This window comes from Conyzicola nivalis (genome assembly GCF_040548875.1).
In the GTDB taxonomy this organism is placed as follows: Bacteria; Actinomycetota; Actinomycetes; order Actinomycetales; family Microbacteriaceae; genus Conyzicola; species Conyzicola nivalis_A.
Map to the genome: position 1 here is coordinate 241,975 of NZ_JBEPSJ010000005.1, position 20,602 is coordinate 262,576.

11 protein-coding genes and 1 pseudogene are annotated in these 20,602 nt (G+C 69.5%); 10 read left to right on the plus strand and 2 right to left on the minus strand.

The window, feature by feature from the left end:
• Window positions 1-5: 5 nt before the first annotated feature.
• From ABIE21_RS17440 to ABIE21_RS17450, 3 genes and pseudogenes are all read left to right on the plus strand, one after another.
• Window positions 6-1,835 (plus strand): DUF4012 domain-containing protein, encoded by a 1,830-nt coding sequence (locus ABIE21_RS17440; RefSeq protein WP_354026123.1) that lies wholly within the window; start codon window positions 6-8, stop codon window positions 1,833-1,835.
• A gap of 22 nt (window positions 1,836-1,857) precedes the next feature.
• The gene (locus ABIE21_RS17445) at window positions 1,858-2,304 is read left to right on the plus strand and encodes a GtrA family protein (protein ID WP_354026124.1); all 447 of its coding nucleotides are present in this window, start codon (window positions 1,858-1,860) and stop codon (window positions 2,302-2,304) included.
• A 28-nt stretch (window positions 2,305-2,332) separates the two neighbouring features.
• A pseudogene (locus ABIE21_RS17450) lies at window positions 2,333-3,379 on the plus strand (hypothetical protein); the annotation flags it as partial.
• A gap of 341 nt (window positions 3,380-3,720) precedes the next feature.
• On the opposite strand, the gene ABIE21_RS17455 reads toward ABIE21_RS17450, so the two are convergent.
• The gene (locus ABIE21_RS17455) at window positions 3,721-4,644 is read right to left on the minus strand and encodes an EamA family transporter (protein ID WP_354026125.1); all 924 of its coding nucleotides are present in this window, start codon (window positions 4,642-4,644) and stop codon (window positions 3,721-3,723) included.
• 151 nt (window positions 4,645-4,795) lie between these two features.
• On the opposite strand from ABIE21_RS17455, the gene ABIE21_RS17460 reads away from it, so the two are divergent.
• Both ABIE21_RS17460 and recQ read left to right on the plus strand, forming a co-directional pair.
• Window positions 4,796-9,079, plus strand: coding sequence for an ExeM/NucH family extracellular endonuclease (locus tag ABIE21_RS17460; protein ID WP_354026126.1), 4,284 nt, complete (start codon window positions 4,796-4,798; stop codon window positions 9,077-9,079).
• 292 nt (window positions 9,080-9,371) lie between these two features.
• Window positions 9,372-11,417: a DNA helicase RecQ gene (recQ, locus tag ABIE21_RS17465; RefSeq protein WP_436232360.1), complete on the plus strand. Its 2,046-nt coding sequence runs from the start codon at window positions 9,372-9,374 to the stop codon at window positions 11,415-11,417.
• 65 nt (window positions 11,418-11,482) lie between these two features.
• Here the strand turns inward: recQ and trxA are convergent, their stop codons facing one another.
• The gene (gene trxA / locus ABIE21_RS17470) at window positions 11,483-11,860 is read right to left on the minus strand and encodes a thioredoxin (protein ID WP_354026127.1); all 378 of its coding nucleotides are present in this window, start codon (window positions 11,858-11,860) and stop codon (window positions 11,483-11,485) included.
• 198 nt (window positions 11,861-12,058) lie between these two features.
• Between trxA and ABIE21_RS17475 the strand changes: the two genes are divergently transcribed.
• From ABIE21_RS17475 to ABIE21_RS17495, 5 genes are read left to right on the plus strand one after another with little or no spacing between them, the layout of a single operon-like run.
• Window positions 12,059-16,630, plus strand: a complete 4,572-nt coding sequence (locus ABIE21_RS17475; RefSeq protein ID WP_354026128.1) for a DUF4082 domain-containing protein — start codon at window positions 12,059-12,061, stop codon at window positions 16,628-16,630.
• A gap of 51 nt (window positions 16,631-16,681) precedes the next feature.
• The gene (locus ABIE21_RS17480; RefSeq protein WP_354026129.1) at window positions 16,682-17,782 is read left to right on the plus strand and encodes a Gfo/Idh/MocA family protein; all 1,101 of its coding nucleotides are present in this window, start codon (window positions 16,682-16,684) and stop codon (window positions 17,780-17,782) included.
• On the plus strand, window positions 17,779-18,777 hold the full coding sequence (locus ABIE21_RS17485) for an NAD-dependent epimerase/dehydratase family protein (RefSeq protein ID WP_354026130.1): 999 nt from the start codon (window positions 17,779-17,781) through the stop codon (window positions 18,775-18,777). The genes ABIE21_RS17480 and ABIE21_RS17485 overlap by 4 nt, the downstream gene beginning before the upstream one ends.
• Complete coding sequence (locus ABIE21_RS17490) at window positions 18,774-19,955, plus strand: DegT/DnrJ/EryC1/StrS family aminotransferase (RefSeq protein ID WP_354026131.1); 1,182 nt, start codon at window positions 18,774-18,776, stop codon at window positions 19,953-19,955. The genes ABIE21_RS17485 and ABIE21_RS17490 overlap by 4 nt, the downstream gene beginning before the upstream one ends.
• A complete protein-coding gene (locus ABIE21_RS17495; protein ID WP_354026132.1) occupies window positions 19,952-20,602 on the plus strand; it encodes a NeuD/PglB/VioB family sugar acetyltransferase in 651 nt (216 codons plus the stop codon). The genes ABIE21_RS17490 and ABIE21_RS17495 overlap by 4 nt, the downstream gene beginning before the upstream one ends.

Genomic DNA, 20,602 nt, shown 5'->3' on the forward strand with positions numbered 1-20,602 from the left:
ACGAAATGTCCGACAATGACCGGTCGACGGAGTTGAAGCGTGCGAGCACGCGCGCGAGAAACCGGTGGGTGGTCTGGGGAATCGTCGGGGTGGTGCTCGTCGTCGCGGCGTTCGGTGCATGGATCGCGGTTCGCGCGCTGCAGGCGAAGGCCGAACTGGAAGCGGCTCAGGCGCTGATGAGCGAGCTCGAGGCGCAGGGGCTGGCGTTCGACGTATACGGCGCCGAGGCGACGCTGGAGGAGATCGCCGACCACACGGACAAGGCGATCGAACTGACGAGCGATCCGGTCTGGCGGGTCGGCGAGATCATCCCGGTCGCCGGTGTGAATCTCGCCGCCTTTCGCGAGCTCGCCGCGCTGACCGGCAGCGTCATCGACCGGGTCGTCTCGCCGCTGCTCGAAGCCGCAGAGGGCATCAACCCGGAGACCCTCGCCCCCACCGCGGGGGTGATCGACCTCGGACCGCTCATCGCAGCCGGACCGGCGGTCGCGGAGGCGAGCGAGGGCGCAGCCGACGCGCTCAAGGCAGTCGAGGCGATCGACACGTCGGGCACCATCGAACAGCTGGCGGCAGCACGCGCCCGAATCGCAGAACTGCTGACCGACATCACGCCGCTGCTGTTGCGGCTCGACTCCACGGTTCCGTTGTTGCCGGCCATGCTCGGGTCTGATGCTCCGCGCACATACGTGGTCATGTTTCAGAACCCGGCAGAGTCGCGGGCACTGGGCGGCGCCGCGCTCTCATTCGCCGTGTTGAAGGTCGACGGCGGAAAGATCGACCTCGAGTCGACGGCCGCCGCGGCAGTGGACTTCGGAAAGTACGACGAGCCGGTGGTGGCGATGCCAGACGGCGCACGAGAGGTGCACGGGGGCAGCTACGGCACCTCGATCGCCGACACGACGCTTCGGCCAAGCTTCGCGGCCGCGAGCGAGATCACCCGGGAGATCTGGTTTCGCCACTTCGGCTACTGGATCGACGGCGTGGTCTCCATCGACCCGGTGGCGCTGTCGTACGTCGTGGGGGCTACCGAGCCGATCACCCTGTCGACCGGTGACGTGCTCACCCGCGAGAGTCTCGTGCCGCTCCTGCTCAACGAGGTCTACCAGCGCTACAGCTCGGCCGACCTGGTGGCGAACAACGTCGCGCAGGACGCGGTCTACGGAGAGGCCGTCAGCGCGATGTTCACCCGGCTCACGTCGGATCTGATCGACCCGGGAGCGCTCCTCGAGGCGCTGAAACTGGGCTGGCAGGAGCACCGCCTGCTCTACTGGAGCGCTCACCCCGACGAGCAGGCGCAACTAGCCGAGTTCGGCCTGCACGGCGAGTTTCCGGTCAGCGACGCCTCGACCGACCGTGTGGGCGTCTACTTCCAGGACCACGTCGGCGCGAAGCTCAACTTCTATCTGAAGCAGACAGTCCACCTGGCGAAGAACAACTGTCGGGCCGACGGACGCGAGAGCTACCGCGTCACCGTCGACCTCCAGAACGGCATCGACCCGGTGGCCGCGAGCACGCTGGCGCCCGCGATCGTCGGCAACTCCGTCATGGAGGGCGTCCGCATCGGCTTCCAGCGGATGATCGTCATGCTGTACGCTCCCCCGGGTTCGACGATCGTCGCGCGCGCGGTCGACGGGACGGCCATAGGGATGGATGCTCTGCACGACACGACCTACCCGGTCAGCAGAATCGTCGTCACCATCCCGCCGGGCGGTGTCACCACGGCCAGTTTCGACATCGTGGCCGCTTCGCCCGGATCCCGGGCTCTCGAAGCGCTCGTCACTCCGATGGTGAACCCGACGACCGTGCTCGACGAGGCGCTCGAGTGTGGCGGCTAACGGCACACCTATGCTTGACCGCGTGAGTATCCGTGCGCTTCTCGCCCGCGAGCAGGTGCGGTTTCTGCTCGTCGGCGGCGTCAACACCCTGGTGGGCTACGGGTTCTACGCCCTCTTCCTGCTCTTCGCCGGCTACCTGGTCAGCCTCTACCTGTCGTATGCCGTCGCCATCAGCATCGCGTTTGTGCTGCACCGCCGTTTCACCTTCCGTGTGACCGGAAACGTCGTCGTCGACTTCGCGCGATTCGTGGGTGTCTACGTGATCTCGCTCGCGGTCAACACCGCGGTGCTCCCCCTGCTGGTGGAGGTCGCCGGTCTGCATCCCCTCGCCGCGCAGGCGATCGCGCTGGTGATCACCACGCTGATCAGCTACGTCGGACACAAGTGGTTCTCGTTCCGGCGATCGGCCTCTCCTCCCCAGCCGTCGTCGTCGGCGAGTCATCCTCAAGTCGAGTCGCAGAGACCATAAATACGTTCTAACTTGGCACGATGGATGCATGACATTCATCGCAGACTCGTTCGACCCGGTGCTGGGTTCGGTCTGTGCAGGCGCCTTGCCGACGGATGCCTCGGCCTTTGCGTCACTCGAAGACGACGAGTTGCTCGCGGCCCAGAGAACACTCGCGTCCGCACGCCGGGCGATCGACGCCAGCGCCGCCGCGGTCGCCGCAGAGATCGCGCACCGGTCGCGGCCAGAGCTGGGGTATTCGGGGCTGGCGCAGCGCTCGGGGTTCCGCACTCCGGCGAAGCTCGTGCAGCACGAGACCGGGTCGACGGCCCGCGAGGCCACAGGGCTCGTGAATGTGGGAGGCATGATGCGCGCCGTGGCCGCGCCGGGTCCCGACGACGGCGAGGCATGGATGGCGCCGGTCGGTGCGGCCGTCGCTTCCGGTGCACTGTCGATCGAGGCGGCGCGAGCGATCCGATCGGGGATGGGTGCGCCGGCAGAAGGGGTGACCTCGGCGCAGCTCGCTGCGGCGGTCGCCGAGTTGCTGTCTTTCGGCCTCGACGCCGACGCGCTGTTCAAGCGCGCCCGCGAGCTACGCGACGACCTCGACGAGGCGGGCATCGTCGACCGGGAGCGGGCGATCTACGAGGCGCGATCCGTGCGGCGGTCGAAGCGGCCGAACGGGCTCAACCGTTGCATCATCGACGCCGACCTCGAATCCACCGCCTTTCTCGACAGCCTCTACGACACGATGACCTCGCCGCGCCGGGGAGGTCCCCGCTTCGTCTCGGAGCCGGACAGGGCATGGGCGGCCGGGGTCGAGGCCGACGAGCGCAGCACCGAGCAGTATGTGCACGACGGGCTGATCCACCTGCTGCGTTCGGCGACGCTCATCGACGACTCTGACACCCGGGCGATCATCGGGTCAGGGGTGCCGGCGGTGAAGGTTCTCGTGGACGCGGAGGCGCTCGAGTCCGGCGGCGGCCACGGACGCATCGAGGGCGTCGACATCCCGGTCTCGCTGAGCACGGTGCAGCGCGCCGTCTGCTCGACCTCGACGGTCGCCATCGACTTTCTCACAGACCAGCCTCTCAACGTGGGGCGCGAGCAGCGCCTGTTCACGAAGCGACAGCGCATCGCCCTGGCCGCCCGAGACGGCGGCTGCAGGTGGCCTGCCTGTGACCGTCCGCCTTCCTGGACGCGCATCACACCCGACAGTGGAAGCGTGACCACGGCAAGACCGACATCGCCGACGGAATCCTCCTCTGCCGACATCACCACATGCTGCTGCACACAACAACGGCTGGGAGATCGTGCGCGAGGGCGCAGTGTTCTCGCTCATCCCGCCGCGCAGTGCCGACCCCGAGCAGGCGCCCCTCCTGGAGTCGAAGAGCGCGGCGCTGCGCGACCTGCAGCGTACGGGAGGTGGATGATGTGTCAAGCGAGCGCGAGCATCGCCCCCGCGGCGACGGCCAGAACGAGTCCGGCGATCTGCACGGGCGCGATGCGCTCCTTGAGCACCACGGCGGCGAGGATGATCGTGCCCGCCGGGTACAGCGCCGTCAGCACCGCCATGATCGAGAGCTCGCCGATGCGCACGCCGAGCAGCAGGCCCGCGTTGGCCACCGCGTCGACGATGCCGCAGGCGATGGCGAGACGCAGGCCGGGGAGCCAGGTGTGGGCCGGCGCTTCGGCGGGCGCTTCGACGGGCTCAGCGACCGTGCTGGGTGCCGCGCGCCGGCGTGAGATCGTCAGCAGCGCGAGCAGCGCGAGGAGCCCGACGGCCGAGAACATGATCGCGGCCGTGACCGCCCGGTTCACGACGAGGGGCACCAGCCCCGAGTCATCCGGCGTCTGATCGATGATCACGAGGAAGACGCCGATCGAGACGCCCGAGCCGATCGCCATGAGGAGGCCGCGCAGGCTCGGGCGCACGGCGCCCTCCTCGGGCACGAAGCCCACGAGCACGACGGCGACGAGCGCGAGTCCGAGCGCGACGTACCCGATCGTCTGCAGCCGTTCGCCGGCGAACAGCCCGATCGACAGCGGCACGACCGCGGAGACGACGGCCGTAAGCGGGGAGAGGATGCTCATCGGCCCGATCGCGAGACACGCGTAGAGCAGACCGATGGCGACCGCGCCGGTGACGCCGCTGAGGGCGCCCAGCACGATCACGTCGCCCGACCAGTAGCCGGAGAAGGCTGGCACGGTCGCGACGGCGAGCAGCATGACGGCGAGCCCGGCGAGCGCTGCGACGGCGGTCACGCGCACCGGGCTGATGCGCCGCGACGCCGTGCCGCCGAGAAAGTCGGCGGCCCCGTACACGAGCGCGCTGGTGAGACCGATGAGCACCGTGAGCATCCGAACACGCTAGCGGGTGAATCGATGGTTACCGGTGAGTTACAACCGCGGCGAATCCTCGACAGATGTCTGTGCCTGTGAATAGGCTACGAATTGACCCCCGTTCGGGGCGCAACAGTGAAGTTCTGCCATTCAAGGAGCAACTCCCGCTATGACGACGCCGACGCCCCACGCCCCGAACCGCCTCCGCGCCGCAGCGCGAAACGCGGTGGCCATCACCACCGCGGCAGCCCTCGCCCTCGGCCTCTCGGCCCTCACCCCGTCGGCCGCGCTCGCCGCCGTCCCGACCACGACCATCGCCGACGTGCAGGGCGACGGCGCGGCCACGCCCGTCGCCGGCGCCGTCGTCACCGTCGAGGGAGTCGTCACCGGCGACTACCGCGCCGCCACCGCTAGCGGCTACCGCGGCTTCTACCTGCAGACCGCCGGATCGGGAGGGGCGACGGATGCCACGCCCGGACGCTCCGACGCCGTCTTCGTCTTCGCCGCCAACGCCAACCCCGCCGTCGCGATCGGCGACCTCGTCACGGTCACCGGCACGGTGAGCGAGTTCAACGGCCAGACCCAGATCTCGGCGACCACCGACGCCGCCTACGAGCTCGTGACCGCGGTCGGCGTGCCCGCCCCCACGGTTTTGCCCAACTCCGTCACCGGCGCCGCGCGCGAGGCGTTCGAGGGCATGCTCGTGAGCCCTGAGTCCGCGCGTCTCAGCTCGAGCCACCAGCTGTTCAACTTCGGCAGCCTCTGGCTCAACGTCGGAGACCTCGCCGTGAAGGCGACCGAGACCACCGACGCCGGCCCCGACGCCCAGGCCATCGCCGCCGCGAACCGCGCCAACCGCCTGCTCGTCGACGACGGCTACAGCGTTCAGACCTCCAACGCCGCCCACCCGGGCGGGCAGCCGTACTTCGACGCCGCCACGGTCGTGCGCAACGGCGACCGCTTCGTCGCACCCGCGGCCGGAATGATCCTCGGCTGGGGCTTCGACGACTGGCGCCTGCAGCCGCAGCGCCCGCTCAGCGACGCCTCGCCTGCCGAGTACGCCGCCTACGAGCCGACCTGGGAGTCGCTCAACCCCCGCACCGCGGCCCCCGCCGCGGTCGGCGGCGACGTCACCGCCGCCTCGTTCAACGTCTTCAATTACTTCACCACCTTCGGCGGCGACGCCCGCGGCGCCGACAACGCGGCGGCGTTCGCCGTGCAGCAGTCGAAGATCGTCGCGGCCATCAACGCCCTCGACGCCGACATGGTCGGACTGATGGAGATCGAGAACTCCGTCAAGCTGGGCGAGGCGCCCGACGAGGCGCTCGACAACCTGGTCGCCGCGCTCAACGCGGCCAGCGCACCCGGCACCTGGGCGTTCGTGCCCACGCCGCCGGCCCTGCTCGACGCGGCCACGACCGACTTCATCACCAACGCGATCATCTACAAGCCCGCCGCCGTGACGCCCGTCGGCGACAGCTTCGCCGACACCGACGAGACCGTGTGGGACATCGCCCGCGAGCCGATCGCCCAGACCTTCGAGACGGTCGGCACCGGCAAGGTCGTGACTCTCGTCGCCAACCATTTCAAGTCGAAGAGTCCGCCGAGCGGCAACACCGCCCCCGAGCCCGCCGACCTCCAGGGGTTCTTCAACGCCGAACGCGTCGAGCAGGCGACCAAACTCGTCACCTTCGTGAACGGCGTGAAGGCCGATCCCGCCAAGGGCGAGAACGTGCTGCTCGTCGGCGACTTCAACGCCTACGCCCAGGAAGACCCCGCCCAGGTGCTCACCGCGGCCGGCCTCGTCGACCTCGTGCCGGCGAAAGACCCGACCGAGTACACCTACACCTTCGACGGCGAGCTGGGATCGCTCGACCACGCCTTCGCGACACCCGAGCTCGCGGCATCCGTCACCGGTGTCGACGTCTGGAACATCAACTCGCCCGAGTGGGGCGACCGCGGCTACGAGTTCGGCGCCGCAGAGCCGGGAACCCCCTACCGCTCGAGCGACCACGACCCCATAGTGGTCGGCCTCGACTCGGCGCCCGCCCCCGTCGACATCGACATCCTCTCGATCAACGACTTCCACGGCCGGCTCGAGGCCGCCCCGCCCATCGCGGGCGCCGCGGTGCTCGCAGGCATGGTCGACTCCTACCGCGCCGCCAACCCGAACACCGTGTTCGTGGGCGCCGGCGACCTGATCGGCGCATCCACCTTCACCTCGTTCATCCAGAACGACGAACCGACGATCGACGCCCTGAACGCGATGGGGCTCGACGCGAGCGCCTTCGGGAACCACGAGTTCGACCAGGGGCGTGACGATGTCGACGACCGCATCCTGCCGCTCGCCGACTGGGACTACCTCTCGGCCAACATCTACGACCGAGCCACGGGCGAGCCCGCCTACGACGAGTACTACCTGCAGGAGTTCGGCGACGTCACCGTCGGCTTCGTCGGCGCCATGACCGAGGAGCTGCCCAGCCTGGTCAGCCCGGCCGGCATCGCCAGCCTCGAGGTGCGCGAGGTCGTGCCCGAGGTCAACCGGGTCGCCGACGAGCTCAGCGACGGCGACGCGGCCAACGGCGAGGCCGACGTGATCGTGCTCCTCGTGCACGAGGGCGCGGCGACGACGAACATCGCCAGCGCGACCGACGACTCCGCCTTCGGGCGCATCGTCACCGGCTCCAACGCCAACATCGACGCGATCGTCTCCGGTCACACGCACCTCGCCTACGACCACGAGATTCCGATCCCCGGCACCAACACGTTGCGGCCGGTGCTCTCCTCGGGCCAGTACGGCGAGAAGTTCAGCCACATGGACCTCTCGGTCGACCCCGTCACCGGCGCGATCATCAGCCTCACCGCCGAGATCCTGCCGCTCGCCGGCGCGTACACGCCCGACCCGGAGGTGGCGCAGATCGTCGCCGACGCGGTCGCCGTGGCGAACGTGAAGGGCGCGGTCTCGGTCGGCGAGATCACGGCCGACTTCAACCGGGCGAAGCAGTCCGCGGCGACGTTCTCAGAGAACCGCGGCGGTGAGTCGCCGCTCGGAAACTTCGTCGCCGACGTGCAGCTGTGGGCGACGGCGGATGCCGGAGCAGACATCGCGCTGATGAACCCCGGCGGACTCCGCGCCGACCTCGACTACTCGTCCACGGGCGCGAGCGACCCCGACGGCAACGTCACCTACAAGGAGGCGGCGGGCGTGCAGCCCTTCGCCAACACGCTCGTGACGCTCGACCTCACCGCAGCACAGCTCAAGGCGGTGCTGGAGGAGCAGTGGCAGCCGGCGGGAGCCGGACGCCCCTTCCTGAAGCTCGGGGTGTCGGAGTCGCTCGAGTACACCTACGACCCGGCGGCGCCCGCCGGCGACCACATCGACGCGATCTACGTGAACGGCGAACTCGTCGAGGCCGGTGACAGCTTCACCGTCACGGTGAACTCGTTCCTCGCGTCGGGCGGCGACAACTTCGCCACCTTCGCGCTGGGCACCAACCGGGCCGACTCGGGCAAGATCGACCTGCAGAGCATGGTCGATTACTTCGAGGCCAACCCCGTCGCCAGCCCCGACTACGCACAGCGCGCGGTGGGCGCGACGGTGACACCCGCCGGGCCGCACGCGCCGGGCGACCAGGTCACCCTCGCACTGTCGTCGCTGCTGTTCAGCAACGGCGAGCCGAACGCGGGCGACGTCGTCGTCTCGAGCGGCGGAGTCGAGCTCGCGACGGCACCCATCGACCCGACCATCGTCGACACCACCGACGAGGTCGGACGAGCGACGGTCACCGTCACCATCCCCGCTGACGCGAGCTCCGGCATGCTGCCGCTCACCGTGACGGTTCCGCAGACGGGCACCTCGATCGAGGTGCCGATCGAGATCGAGGTCGTCGAGACGCCGATCGAGAACGTCACCGCGCCGACCATCGCGGGCAACGCGCGCGTCGGGTCGACGCTCACGGCCAGCGGCGGAACGTGGAGCGTCGACGACGTCGACCTGGCCTACCAGTGGAACCGTGCGGGAGCGCCGATCGAGGGCGCCACCGCGTCGACCTACAAGCTCACCGCGGCCGACGCCGGGGCGGCGATCACCGTCACGGTGACCGCGACCGCCGACGGCTCGCTGCCGGGCAGCGCCACGTCAGACCCGGTCACCGTGGCGAAGCTCGCCTCGTCGACATCGGGCCAGGCCGACCGGCTCATCGTCTTCGGCAACACGCCGGTGAACTACACGGTTACCGTCAAGGCGACCGGCGTGGCACCCACGGGCGACGTCGCCATCTACGACGGACTCAAGCAGATCGCCACGGTCACGCTCGACGCCGACGACGCCGGCAAGGCCACGGTGCAGCTGCCCCGCCTCGGACGCGGACTCCACCTGATCACAGCGAGCTACGCGGGCAACGAGCAGATTCGCGGATCGCTCAGCTGGCCGTCGCTCGTGCTCGTGTTCTAGGCGCCGCGGGGGCTCCGCGGGCCGAGCGGGCTCGGCGGACGAAAGCGATCAACGAGTGCGCGGCCGTGACGAACTGGCGGGTGAACAGTTCGACACGGCCGCGTGACGGCTCTCATTGGGAGCGACTGATGGCGCTTCGGGTGCCGCTCCGACACGATTTTATCGCCCCGCCTTTAATCGCTACAACCCGTAGCACACCCCAGTTGTGGGGGTTGTGCGGGCACAAGGCGGCCGACGTCTCGCGTTGTGCACTCGCGCCACCGGAGTCGGCGGCTCTGGGTAAACTCGGCGGGTGAGTTGGAACGCTGAGATCCCCTGGGACCCCGAAGAAGAACCCCCCTTCGACCCCTTCGCGGAACCCCCGTTCGACGACGAGGCGCCGTTCCCCGACCGGGGCGGCTTCGACCCGGGCAGCTCCGCCGGCTCAGGCCCTTCGACGGGCTCAGGCCCTTCGACAGGCTCAGGCCCTTCGACGGGCTCAGGGGCCGGGCGTTCGACGACCGCCGTCCGACCGCCCCGCGCCACCCCGTCTGTGGTGCCCACCGCGCTCGAGGCGCTCGAGAAGGTGTTCGGCTACGACTCGTTCCGCGGAGAGCAGGCCGCGATCATCGACACCGTCATCGGCGGCGGCGACGCGCTCGTGCTCATGCCCACCGGCGGCGGCAAGTCGCTGTGCTACCAGATCCCCGCTCTCGTACGCGAGGGCACCGGCGTCGTCATCTCGCCGCTCATCGCGCTGATGCAAGACCAGGTCGACGCCCTGACGGCCGTCGGTGTTCGCGCCGGCTTCCTCAACTCGACGCAGGACGCGGGCGAACGCAGCCGCGTCGAGCGTGCCTACCTCGACGGCGAGCTCGACCTGCTCTACCTCGCGCCCGAACGTCTCCGTGTCTCGTCCACGGCCGAGCTGCTCGACCGCGGAACCATCGCCCTCTTCGCCATCGACGAGGCGCACTGTGTGTCGCAGTGGGGCCACGACTTCCGCCCCGACTACCTGCAGCTGTCGATGCTGCACGAGCGCTGGCCCTCGGTGCCGCGCATCGCCCTCACCGCCACCGCGACCGAGGTGACGCACAAGGAGATCGCCAGCAAGCTCCAGCTCGGTGAGGCGCGGCATTTCGTATCGAGCTTCGACCGTCCGAACATCCAGTACCGCATCGAAGCCAAGAACCAGCCGATGCAGCAGCTGCTGTCGCTCATCCGCAGCGAGCACGCGGGCGACGCGGGCATCGTCTACTGCCTGTCGCGGGCGTCGGTCGAGAAGACCGCAGACTTCCTCGTCGAGAACGGCGTCACCGCGCTCCCGTACCACGCGGGTCTCGACTCGCGCATCCGTGCCGCCAACCAGTCGCGCTTCCTGCGCGAAGACGGCGTCGTCATGGTCGCGACGATCGCCTTCGGCATGGGAATCGACAAGCCCGACGTGCGCTTCGTCGCCCACCTCGACCTGCCGAAGAGCGTCGAGGGCTACTACCAGGAGACCGGTCGCGCCGGCCGCGACGGTCTGCCGTCGACGGCCTGGCTCGCCTACGGCCTACAAGACGTCGTGCAGCAGCGGCGCATGATCCAGCAGTCAGAGGGCGACGACGCCTTCCGCCGCCGCCTCGGCGCCAACCTCGACGCGATGCTCGCCCTGTGCGAGACGATCGAATGCCGGCGGATGCAGCTGCTCGCCTATTTCGGAGAGACCTCCGCCCCCTGCATGAACTGCGACACGTGCCTGACACCGCCCGAGGGCGTCGACGGCACCATCCCCGCGCAGAAGCTGCTTTCCACCGTGGTGCGGCTGTGGCGCGAGAAGCAGCAGCGTTTCGGCGCCGGCCACATCATCGACATCCTCGTCGGCAAGACCACGCCGCGCATGACGCAGTACGGCCACAACCAGCTGAGGACCTTCGGTATCGGATCCGACCTGAGCGAGCAGGAGTGGCGCGGCGTCGTACGCCAGATGCTCGCGCAGGGACTGCTCGCGGTTCAGGGCGAATACGGCACGTTCGCCGTCACCGAGGCGAGCGCCTCCGTGCTCGACGGGTCGCGCCCGGTGAAGTTGCGCAAAGAACCGGAACGCGGCGCGGGCCGGGCGGCGAAGAAGTCGAAGGTCGCCGCCGACCTGCCCGTGGCGGCGGTCGACCTGTTCGAGGCGCTGCGGGCCTGGCGGTCGGCCGAGGCGAAGGAGCAGGAGGTTCCCGCCTACATCATCTTCGGCGACGCGACCCTGCGCGGCATCGCCATCTCCCGCCCCGACTCGCTCGCCGAGCTCGGCGGCATCAGCGGCGTGGGAGAGAACAAGCTCGCCAAGTACGGCGAGGCGCTGCTCGCGGTGGTGGCCGCGAACTGACGGTCGCCGAGCCTGTCGAATGGTCCGTCGTGCGGCGCCCTTCGACAGGCTCAGGGCCGAGCGTGCTACTCGGCGGGTGTCGCCTCGCGCTGAGCCGCGATCTGCGCATGCACGTCGTCCATGTCGAGTCCGCGCACGGCGTCGATCACCTGGGTGAGTGCCGGAGCCGGCAGCGCGCCGGGCTGCGAGAAGACGAGCACGCCGTCGCGGAACGCCATCAGCGTGGGGATCGACGTGATGCCCGCGGCACCGGCGAGGGCCTGCTGGTCTTCGGTGTCGACCTTGGCGAAGGTGATGTCGGGGTTCGCCCCACTGGCCTCCTCGAAGATCGGGCCGAACTGCTTGCAGGGCCCGCACCACTCGGCCCAGAAGTCGACGAGCACGATGCCGGGCTCGAGGACAGTGGTTTCGAAGTCGTCTGATGTCAGGTTTACGGTAGCCATCTCTCCAGCCTAGAAGCCAACCCTGAACGGCGCACGAGCGTGCACGCCGGGCCTCGAGGGAACCTCGATGTCTGGCCCGCGTTCGGGGGTGGATCTCGAATCATATTGGCTGTTCTGTGTGCCCCATTTGGGGGTCTATTCGCCCCCTCGCCCTGTGCCACTATGTCGTCGTTACCCGGAGGCACCATGACGCATTTTTTGAGTAAGCGCCGTGACGAAAAAACCCGAATAGTCACTGCGGTCCTAGCAACCCTCGCCCTCATAGGCACACTTCTCGTACCCGGCGCGGTCGCGAACGCGGCCGGCGAGTGCGGTGCGACTTCGAACCCGATCGTCTGTGAGAACAGCAAACAGGGCACCGACCCCGCCATCTGGGACATCGAGGGCGCCGGTGACCCCGGGCTGCAGGGCTTCTCCACAGACATCAGCGTCAACGTCGGCTCGCGCGTCGACTTCAAGATCGACACCGAGGCAGCCTCGTACACGATCGATATCTACCGCACCGGCTACTACGGAGAAGACGGCGCACGCTGGATCGACGACGTCACGCCGTTGCCCATCCCGGTCAACGGTCAGCCCCAGTGCGTGCCCGACTCGCAGACCGCGAACTACGACTGCGGCACCTGGTCGGTCTCCGCCTCGTGGGACGTGCCGGCCACCGCCGTCTCTGGCGTCTACGTGGCTCTGCTCACCCGCGGCGACACCGGCGGCAAGAGCCACATCACCTTCATCGTGCGCGACCAGTCGAGCCACTCCGACATCGTCTTCCAGACCTCCGACCCGACCTGGCAGGCGTACAACACCTACGGAGGCTCCGACTTCTATCAGGGGCCGGCGTTCGGTCGCGCCTACAAGATCAGCTACAACCGTCCGGTGGCCACCCGCGGCGATTTCGACGGCCGCGACTTCTACTTCGGCTCCGAGTATCCGATGGTGCGCTTCCTCGAGAAGAACGGCTACGACGTGACCTACCAGAGCGGTGTCGACACCGACCGCTACGGCTCGTTGCTCACCAATCACAAGGTCTTCCTCTCGGTCGGCCACGACGAGTACTGGTCGGCGGGTCAGCGCGCGAACGTCGAGGCGGCCCGCGACGCCGGGGTCAACCTGCAGTTCCTCTCGGGCAACGAGGCGTACTGGCGCACCCGCTACGAGCCATCCATCGACCAGAACAACACGCCGTACCGCACGCTCGTCTCGTACAAGGAGACGTGGGCCGCCAAGAAGCTCGACACCAGCAGCCCTCAGTGGACCGGCACCTGGCGTGACCCTCGGTTCGCCTCGCCGAGCAACGGCGGAGGCAAGCCCGAGAACGCCCTCACCGGCACCGCGTTCATGGCCAATCACGACGACCTTCCGGTGACCGTCACGAAGGCGCAGGGCAAGCTGCGGCTGTGGCGCAACACCGGCCTGTCGAGCATGACCGCAGCCAACCAGGCTCTGGCCCCGCACACCGTGGGCTACGAGTCGAACGAAGACCTCGACAACGGCTTCCGACCCTCGGGGCTCGTGCGGTTGTCGACCACGGTTGGGCCCACGCCGCAACGGCTGCAGGACTACGGGAAAGAAGTCCTGCCCGGAACGACCACGCACAATCTGACCCTCTACCGCGCCGCGAGCGGGGCGCTCGTCTTCAGCGCGGGCAGCATCCAGTGGTCGTGGGGCCTCGATCAGACCCACGACGGAAACGGTGCGCCGGCCGACGTGCGGATGCAGCAGGCTCAGGTGAACCTGCTGGCCGACATGGGCGCACAGCCCCTGACCCGGGCGTCGAACCTCGTCGCGGCGGTGAAGAGCTCCGACATCACCGGGCCGGCCGTCACGGTGACCTCACCGGCGGCCGGGGCCACGGTGCCCAACGGCACTGTCGTCACCCTCACCGGCACGGCGTCCGACGCGGGCGTCGTCGCCGGGGTCAACGTCTCCACCGACAACGGCGCCACCTGGCACCCCGCGACCGGCACCACCTCCTGGCAGTACAGCTACGTGCAGCACGGACGCGGCTCGACCCCCGTGCTCGTGCGGGCCGTCGACGACAGCGGCAACTACACGGCCTCGCCGAAATCCGTCTCCTTCACCGTCGCCGGCCCGTTCAGCATCTTCGGTCTGGAGACCCCGGCGCGGGCCGACTCCGGCGACGGGTCGGCGGTCGAGCTGGGGCTCGAGTTCACGCCGACCATCGACGGCTACATCTCGGGAGTGCGGTTCTTCAAGAGCGCGGCCAACACCGGAGCGCACGCCGGGTCGCTGTGGACGGCCGACGGTGTGCGCATCGCGACGGCGAACTTCGGGGCGGAGTCGGCCTCCGGCTGGCAGTCCGTCAACTTCGCGTCGGCGGTAGCCGTGACGGCCGGTACGAAGTACGTGGTCTCGTACAGCGCGCCCAACGGGCACTACGCCGCATCGCAGTACCACTGGATCAGCCGGCCCGACAACGCCGGACCGCTCACGGTCGCCGGCGGTTTCGCCGCCCAGCCCGCGGGCCGGTTCGCCGCGGTCGGCACCTTCCCGTCGGAGGCCTTCGCGCGCACCAACTACTACGTCGACGCCATCTTCGAGACCGCAGACAACACACCCCTCACGGCCAGCGATGCGCGGCCGCTCGCCGGCTCGACCAGCGTGCCGACCACGACGAGCATCTCGGCGGTTATGTCGAAGCCCATCGTGTCGTCGACCGCCGTCGTCTCTGTCGCGACGGCCGGGGGCACCGCCGTGGCGGGCAGCACCTCCTACAACTCGACGACGAGAACGCTCGTGTTCCAGCCGACGAGCCCGCTGCAACCCGCCACGACGTACACCGTCACGCTCACCGCGACCCCGGCGAGCGGCGGCGGGGCGCTGACCGCGGGCGGCACCTGGAGCTTCACGACCGCGATCCCGCCGACACCCGAAGGCGTCTGCCCGTGCAGCGTGTACAACGACGGCACGGTCCCCGGCGAACTGCAGGTGGGCGACTCGAAGGCCGTCACGCTGGGCATGCGATTCACGCCGACGGCCAATGGCACCATCACCGCGGTGAAGTTCTACAAGGGCGCCGCGAACACCGGCCCTCACGTCGGCACGCTGTGGTCGTCGACCGGGCAGTCCCTGGCGACCGCCTCGTTCGGAGCCGAGTCGTCGGCGGGCTGGCAGACGGCAAACCTGTCGACTCCGCTGGCCGTGACCGCCGGCACGACCTACGTGGTCACCTACCGGGCACCGGTCGGAAACTACTCGGCGACCGTCGGCGGATTCAACAGCGCCGTGGTGCGCGGGCCGCTCAGCATGCCGCAGGCCGCCGGCGTCTACAACTACGGCACGACCTTCCCGACGACGACCACCACGACGAGCTACCTCGTCGACGTGGTGTTCCAGCGCTCGCCCGATCCGATGACGCTCACCGCGACCACGCCGGGCAACGGGGCGACCGGGGTCTCCCGCTCGACCCCGGTCATCGCGCAGCTCTCGTCGGCCGTCGCGCCGGGGTACACGTTCACCGCTGCGAGCGGCGGAACCCCGATCGCGGGCTCCGCTACAACCGGAAGCGACGGCAAGTCCATCGTCTTCACCCCGACAGCGGCCCTCCCCAACGGCGCAGTGGTCACCATGTCGCTCTCCGGCGTCGTCTCCACCCAGGGGGTCGCGCTGGCGTCGACCACCTGGTCGTTCACCACCGTGAACGAGTCGACCACGACCATCACCCTGTCGAGCCTGTTCGGCTCGGAGACGCCGGCGGTCGCGGCGATCCCCGGCGAGTCGGCCCCGGTCGAGCTCGGCGTCAGATTCACCCCGTCGGTCGCGGGGTCGGTCACCGCGATCAAGTTCTACAAGGGAGCGGGCAACGGCGGCACCCACGTCGGACACCTGTGGTCACCGACCAATCAGCTGCTCGCGACCGTGACGTTCATCAACGAGACGGCCACGGGATGGCAGACGGCGCAACTGTCGAACGCCGTGCCGCTCACCGCCGGCCAGACCTACACGGTGTCGTACTTAGCGCCGCAGGGGCACTACGCCTACACGTCGGGCTACTTCTCGTCGCCGAAGACGAGCGGTCCGCTCACGGCGCCGGCGTCGGGCAACGGACGATTCGTCTACTCCGCCACCGGAGGGCTCCCCACCGACAGCTGGGGCGCGACGAACTACTTCGTCGACGTCGTCTTCGCGGTCACAACGACGACCGGCGGCACGGGCACCACCGGCACCACGGAGCCGCCGGCCCCGACACCGAGCCCCACGCCGACGCCGAGCCCCACGCCGACGCCGACCCCCACACCGACTCCGACGCCCCCGCCGGCCGGCCCAACCGCCGCGACCCACGCCGGCATGTTCGCCGCCGACACCCCCGCCACCCCGTCGGTGGGAGAGTCGCTCCCGGTAGAGCTCGGCGTATCGTTCACCCCTTCCGTCGCGGGCAGCGTGACGGCGATCACCTTCTACAAGGGGCCGGGCAACGGCGGCGCCCACGTCGGCCACCTGTGGACGGCGGCGGGCGAGCCGCTGGCGGCCGTGAACTTCACGAGCGAGACGGATGCCGGCTGGCAGACCGCACCCCTGGCGGCTCCGGTCGCACTGGTCGCCGGCCAGACCTACGTGGTGTCGTACTTCGCACCGCAGGGCAACTACTCCTTCACGCCGAACTACTTCTCGACGGCGAAGACGACGGGTCCGCTGACCGCGGCCGCATCCGTCAACGGTCTCTACTACTACTCGGCGAGCGGAGGTTTTCCGACGGACACGTTCGGCAGTTCGAACTACTTCGTCGACGTCAATTTCGTACCGAATCCCTAGTCACTTCTCGCAACACTTCTGACTCTCACCCGAAATGAGAAAGAGGATCCAATGACGACACCACTCACCGTCGCTGTAGTGGGGGCGGGCTACTGGGGCCCGAACCTCGCCCGTAACTTCAGCTCGAGCCCCGACTGGAAGCTCCAGGCCATCTGCGACCTCGACGGGTCGCGCGCCGCCTCGCTCGCCGAGAAAGTGGGGCACGTCGACGTGCACACCGACCTCGACGAGCTGCTCGAGCGCGACGACGTCGACGCCATCGCCGTGGCCACACCGGCCCGCACCCACCACAAGGTGGTGCTCGCCGCCCTGCGCGCGGGCAAGCACGTCGTGGTCGAGAAGCCGCTCGCCGACAGCCGCGAGCACGCCTTCGAGATGGTGCGCGAGGCCGAGGAGCGCGGGCTCGTGCTGATGGCCGACCACACATACTGCTACACGCCGGCGGTACTGAAGATCCGCGAACTCGTGGCGGAGGGCGCGCTCGGCGAGGTGCTGTTCATCGACTCGGTGCGCATCAACCTCGGGCTCGTGCAGCCCGACGTCGACGTCTTCTGGGACCTCGCCCCGCACGACCTTTCGATCATCGACTTCATCCTGCCCGGCGGCCTGCGCCCCACCGCTGTCGCCGCCCAGGGCGCCGACCCGCTGCGCGCGGGCAAGTCGTGCATCGGCTACCTCACCGTGCCGCTCCAGAACGGCGCGATCGCCCACGTGCACGTGAACTGGCTCAGCCCCACGAAGATCCGCAGCATGGTCATCGGCGGCACCAAGCGCACGCTCGTCTGGGACGACCTCAACCCGCAGCAGCGGCTCAGCGTGTACGACCGCGGCGTCGACCTCGACCAGCAGTCGATCGACGGCGGCGACCGCGCGGCCTCCACCATCTCCTACCGGCTCGGCGACACCTGGTCGCCGGCGCTGCCCGAGCACGAGGCCCTCGGGGCGATGGCCACCGAATTCGCCGCGAGCATCCGCGACGGGAGGGCCGCCCGCACCGACGGCCTCGCCGGGCTCAGGGTGCTCTCGGTGCTCGAGGCGGCGAGCCGCAGCCTCGGGAGCGGCGGCGCCATGGAGTCGGTGGAGAGCGACGCCGGCGCGGAGTCGGAGCTCGCGGATGCCGCGGCAGAGGCCTTCGCCGGGGCCGCACTGTGACCGCCCTGAACGGAGCCCGAGTGCTCGTGACCGGCGGCGCCGGAACCATCGGCTCGACCCTCGTCGACCAACTGCTCGACGCGGGCGCCGCCCACGTCGACGTGCTCGACAACCTGGTGCGCGGCCGTGTCGACAACCTGTCGGGCGCCCTGGCCACCGGTCGGGCGACCCTCGTCGACGGCGACATTCGCGACCGGTCGCTCGTGCACGAGCTCACCCGAGGCAAGGACCTGGTGTTCCACCAGGCGGCGATCCGCATCACCCAGTGCGCCGAAGACCCGCGCCTCGCGCTCGAGGTGCTCGTCGACGGCACGTTCAATGTATTCGAGGCGGCCGCCGAGCACGGTGTCGACAAGATCGTGACCGCGTCGAGCGCGTCGGTCTACGGACTCGCCGAGCAGTTCCCCACCGGGGAGCGCCACCACCATCACAACAACGACACGTTCTACGGCGCCGCGAAGTCGTTCAACGAGGGCATGATCCGCAGCTTCAAGGCCATGAACGATCTCGACTACGTGGTGCTGCGCTACTTCAACGTCTACGGGCCCCGCATGGACGTGCACGGCCTGTACACCGAGGTGCTCGTGCGCTGGATGGAGCGCATCGCCGACGGCAAGCCGCCGCTCATCTTCGGCGACGGGCAGCAGACGATGGACTTCGTCTTCACCTCCGACATCGCCCGCGCCAACCTGCTCGCCGCCGAGAGCGACGTGCGAGAGGGCGTCTACAACGTCGCCAGCGGCACCGAGACGAGCCTGCTGCAGCTCGCCGAGGCGCTGTTGCGCGCCATGGACTCCGACCTCTCGGTCGAGCACGGTCCGGAACGGGCGGTCAACGGCGTCGCCCGTCGCCTCGCCGACACGACGGCGGCGACGCGCGACCTCGGCTTCACCGCGACGACCGAGCTGGAGGCCGGGCTGCGCGAACTGGTCGAGTGGTGGCGGCCGCTGCGCGAACAGATCTCGGGCGGGCGCGCGGCGGGGGTGCTCGCATGAACCGCATCAACGTCATGAAGCCCTGGTTCGGCCAGGAGGAGGCTGATGCTCTGGCGGGCGTCATCGAGTCGGGCTGGGTCGCGCAGGGTCCCCGGGTTGCCGAGTTCGAACAACGGTTCGCCGAGGCAATGCAGGCGAAGCACGCGGTCGCCACCTCGAACTGCACCACCGCCCTGCACCTCGCCCTCGTCGTCGCCGGCATCGGGCCGGGCCACGACGTCGTCGTGCCGTCGTTCTCGTTCGTGGCGACCGCCAACGCCCCCACCTACGTGGGCGCGCGGCCCGTCTTCGCCGACGTCGACCCGCTCACCGGCAACGTGACGGCGACGACCCTTCTCGCCGCGCTCACGCCGGAGACGCGGGCCGTGATCGTCGTGGATCAGGGCGGGGTGCCCGTCGACCTCGCCCCGATCCGCGAGGCGCTCGACCCGTGGGGCATCATCGTGATCGAGGATGCGGCGTGCGGCGCGGGCTCCACGTACCGCGGTCGCCCCGTCGGCGCCGGCGCCCAGCTCACGGCGTGGTCGTTCCATCCCCGCAAACTCCTCACCACCGGGGAGGGCGGAATGCTCACGACCTCCGACCCCGACTGGGCCGACCGCGCCAGGAGGCTGCGGGAGCATTCGATGAGCGTGTCTGCGAACCTGCGTCACGCATCCGTGCTCGCCCCTCCCGAGGAGTACACCGAGGTCGGCTTCAACTACCGCATGACCGACATGCAGGCGGCCGTCGGCCTCGTGCAGCTCGGCCGGCTGCCCGAGATCGTCGAGCGCAGGCGCGAGATCGTCGCGGCGTACACGGCGGCGCTCAGCGGCATCACGGGCCTCAGGCTGCTCGGCGACCCCGCGTGGGGAACCAGCAACTTCCAGTCGTTCTGGATCGAGGTGCTGCCCGACTTCCCGCTCGGCAGGGAGGGGCTTCTCGCGCACCTGGCGAAAGACGAGATCTCGGCCAGGCGCGGCATCATGGCGTCGCACCGCCAGCCCGCCTACGCGAACCGCGACACCGGGCTCGCGCCGCTGCCGGTGACCGAGCAGCTCACCGACCACACGATCATCCTGCCGGTGTTCCACCAGCTGACCGACGCCGAGCTCGACCGGGTCGTCGACTCCATCCGCGGGGCGGCCGGCCTTCCCGCGCGTGGAGCCGCGATGCCCGTGACGGGGGCGTCGGAATGACCGACCTCATCGTGATCGGGGCGAGCGGACTCGCAAGGGAGGCGCTCGCCGTGGTGCGCGAGACCGGCTCGCACCGCCCCGTCGGGGTGCTCGACGACGACGCCGCGCGAATGCCGCCCAGCTTCGACGGCGTGCCGGTGCGCGGTCGCATCGCCGACCTCAACCAGTTTCCCGGCGCCGAGGTGCTCGTCTGCGTCGGCTCGGGCACCGCTCGCGAACGCATCGTCTACTGGCTCGCCGAGACGGGGGTCCGCGGCATCCGCTTCGCCACCGTCGTCGACCCCAGTGTGCGCAATCCCGGCGCATGCCGCATCGGCGCGGGCAGCATCCTGCTCGCCAACGTGAGCATCACCGCCGCGGCCGAGCTGGGCGAGCACGTCGTCATGATGCCCGGAGTCACCGTCACCCACGACGACATCGTCGAGGACTACGTGACGTTGACCGCCGGGGTGTCCCTCGGCGGGGGCGTGCACGTCGCGCGCGGCGCCTACCTCGGCATGAACGCCGCGGTGCTGCCCGGAGTGCGGGTGGGCAGGAAGGCGGTCGTCGGCATGTGCGCCGCGGTGATCGCCGACGTCCCCGACAACGAGACGTGGGCCGGAGTGCCCGCTCGAGCGATTCGCACCCGTCCGCTGGTGGTCTCGTGA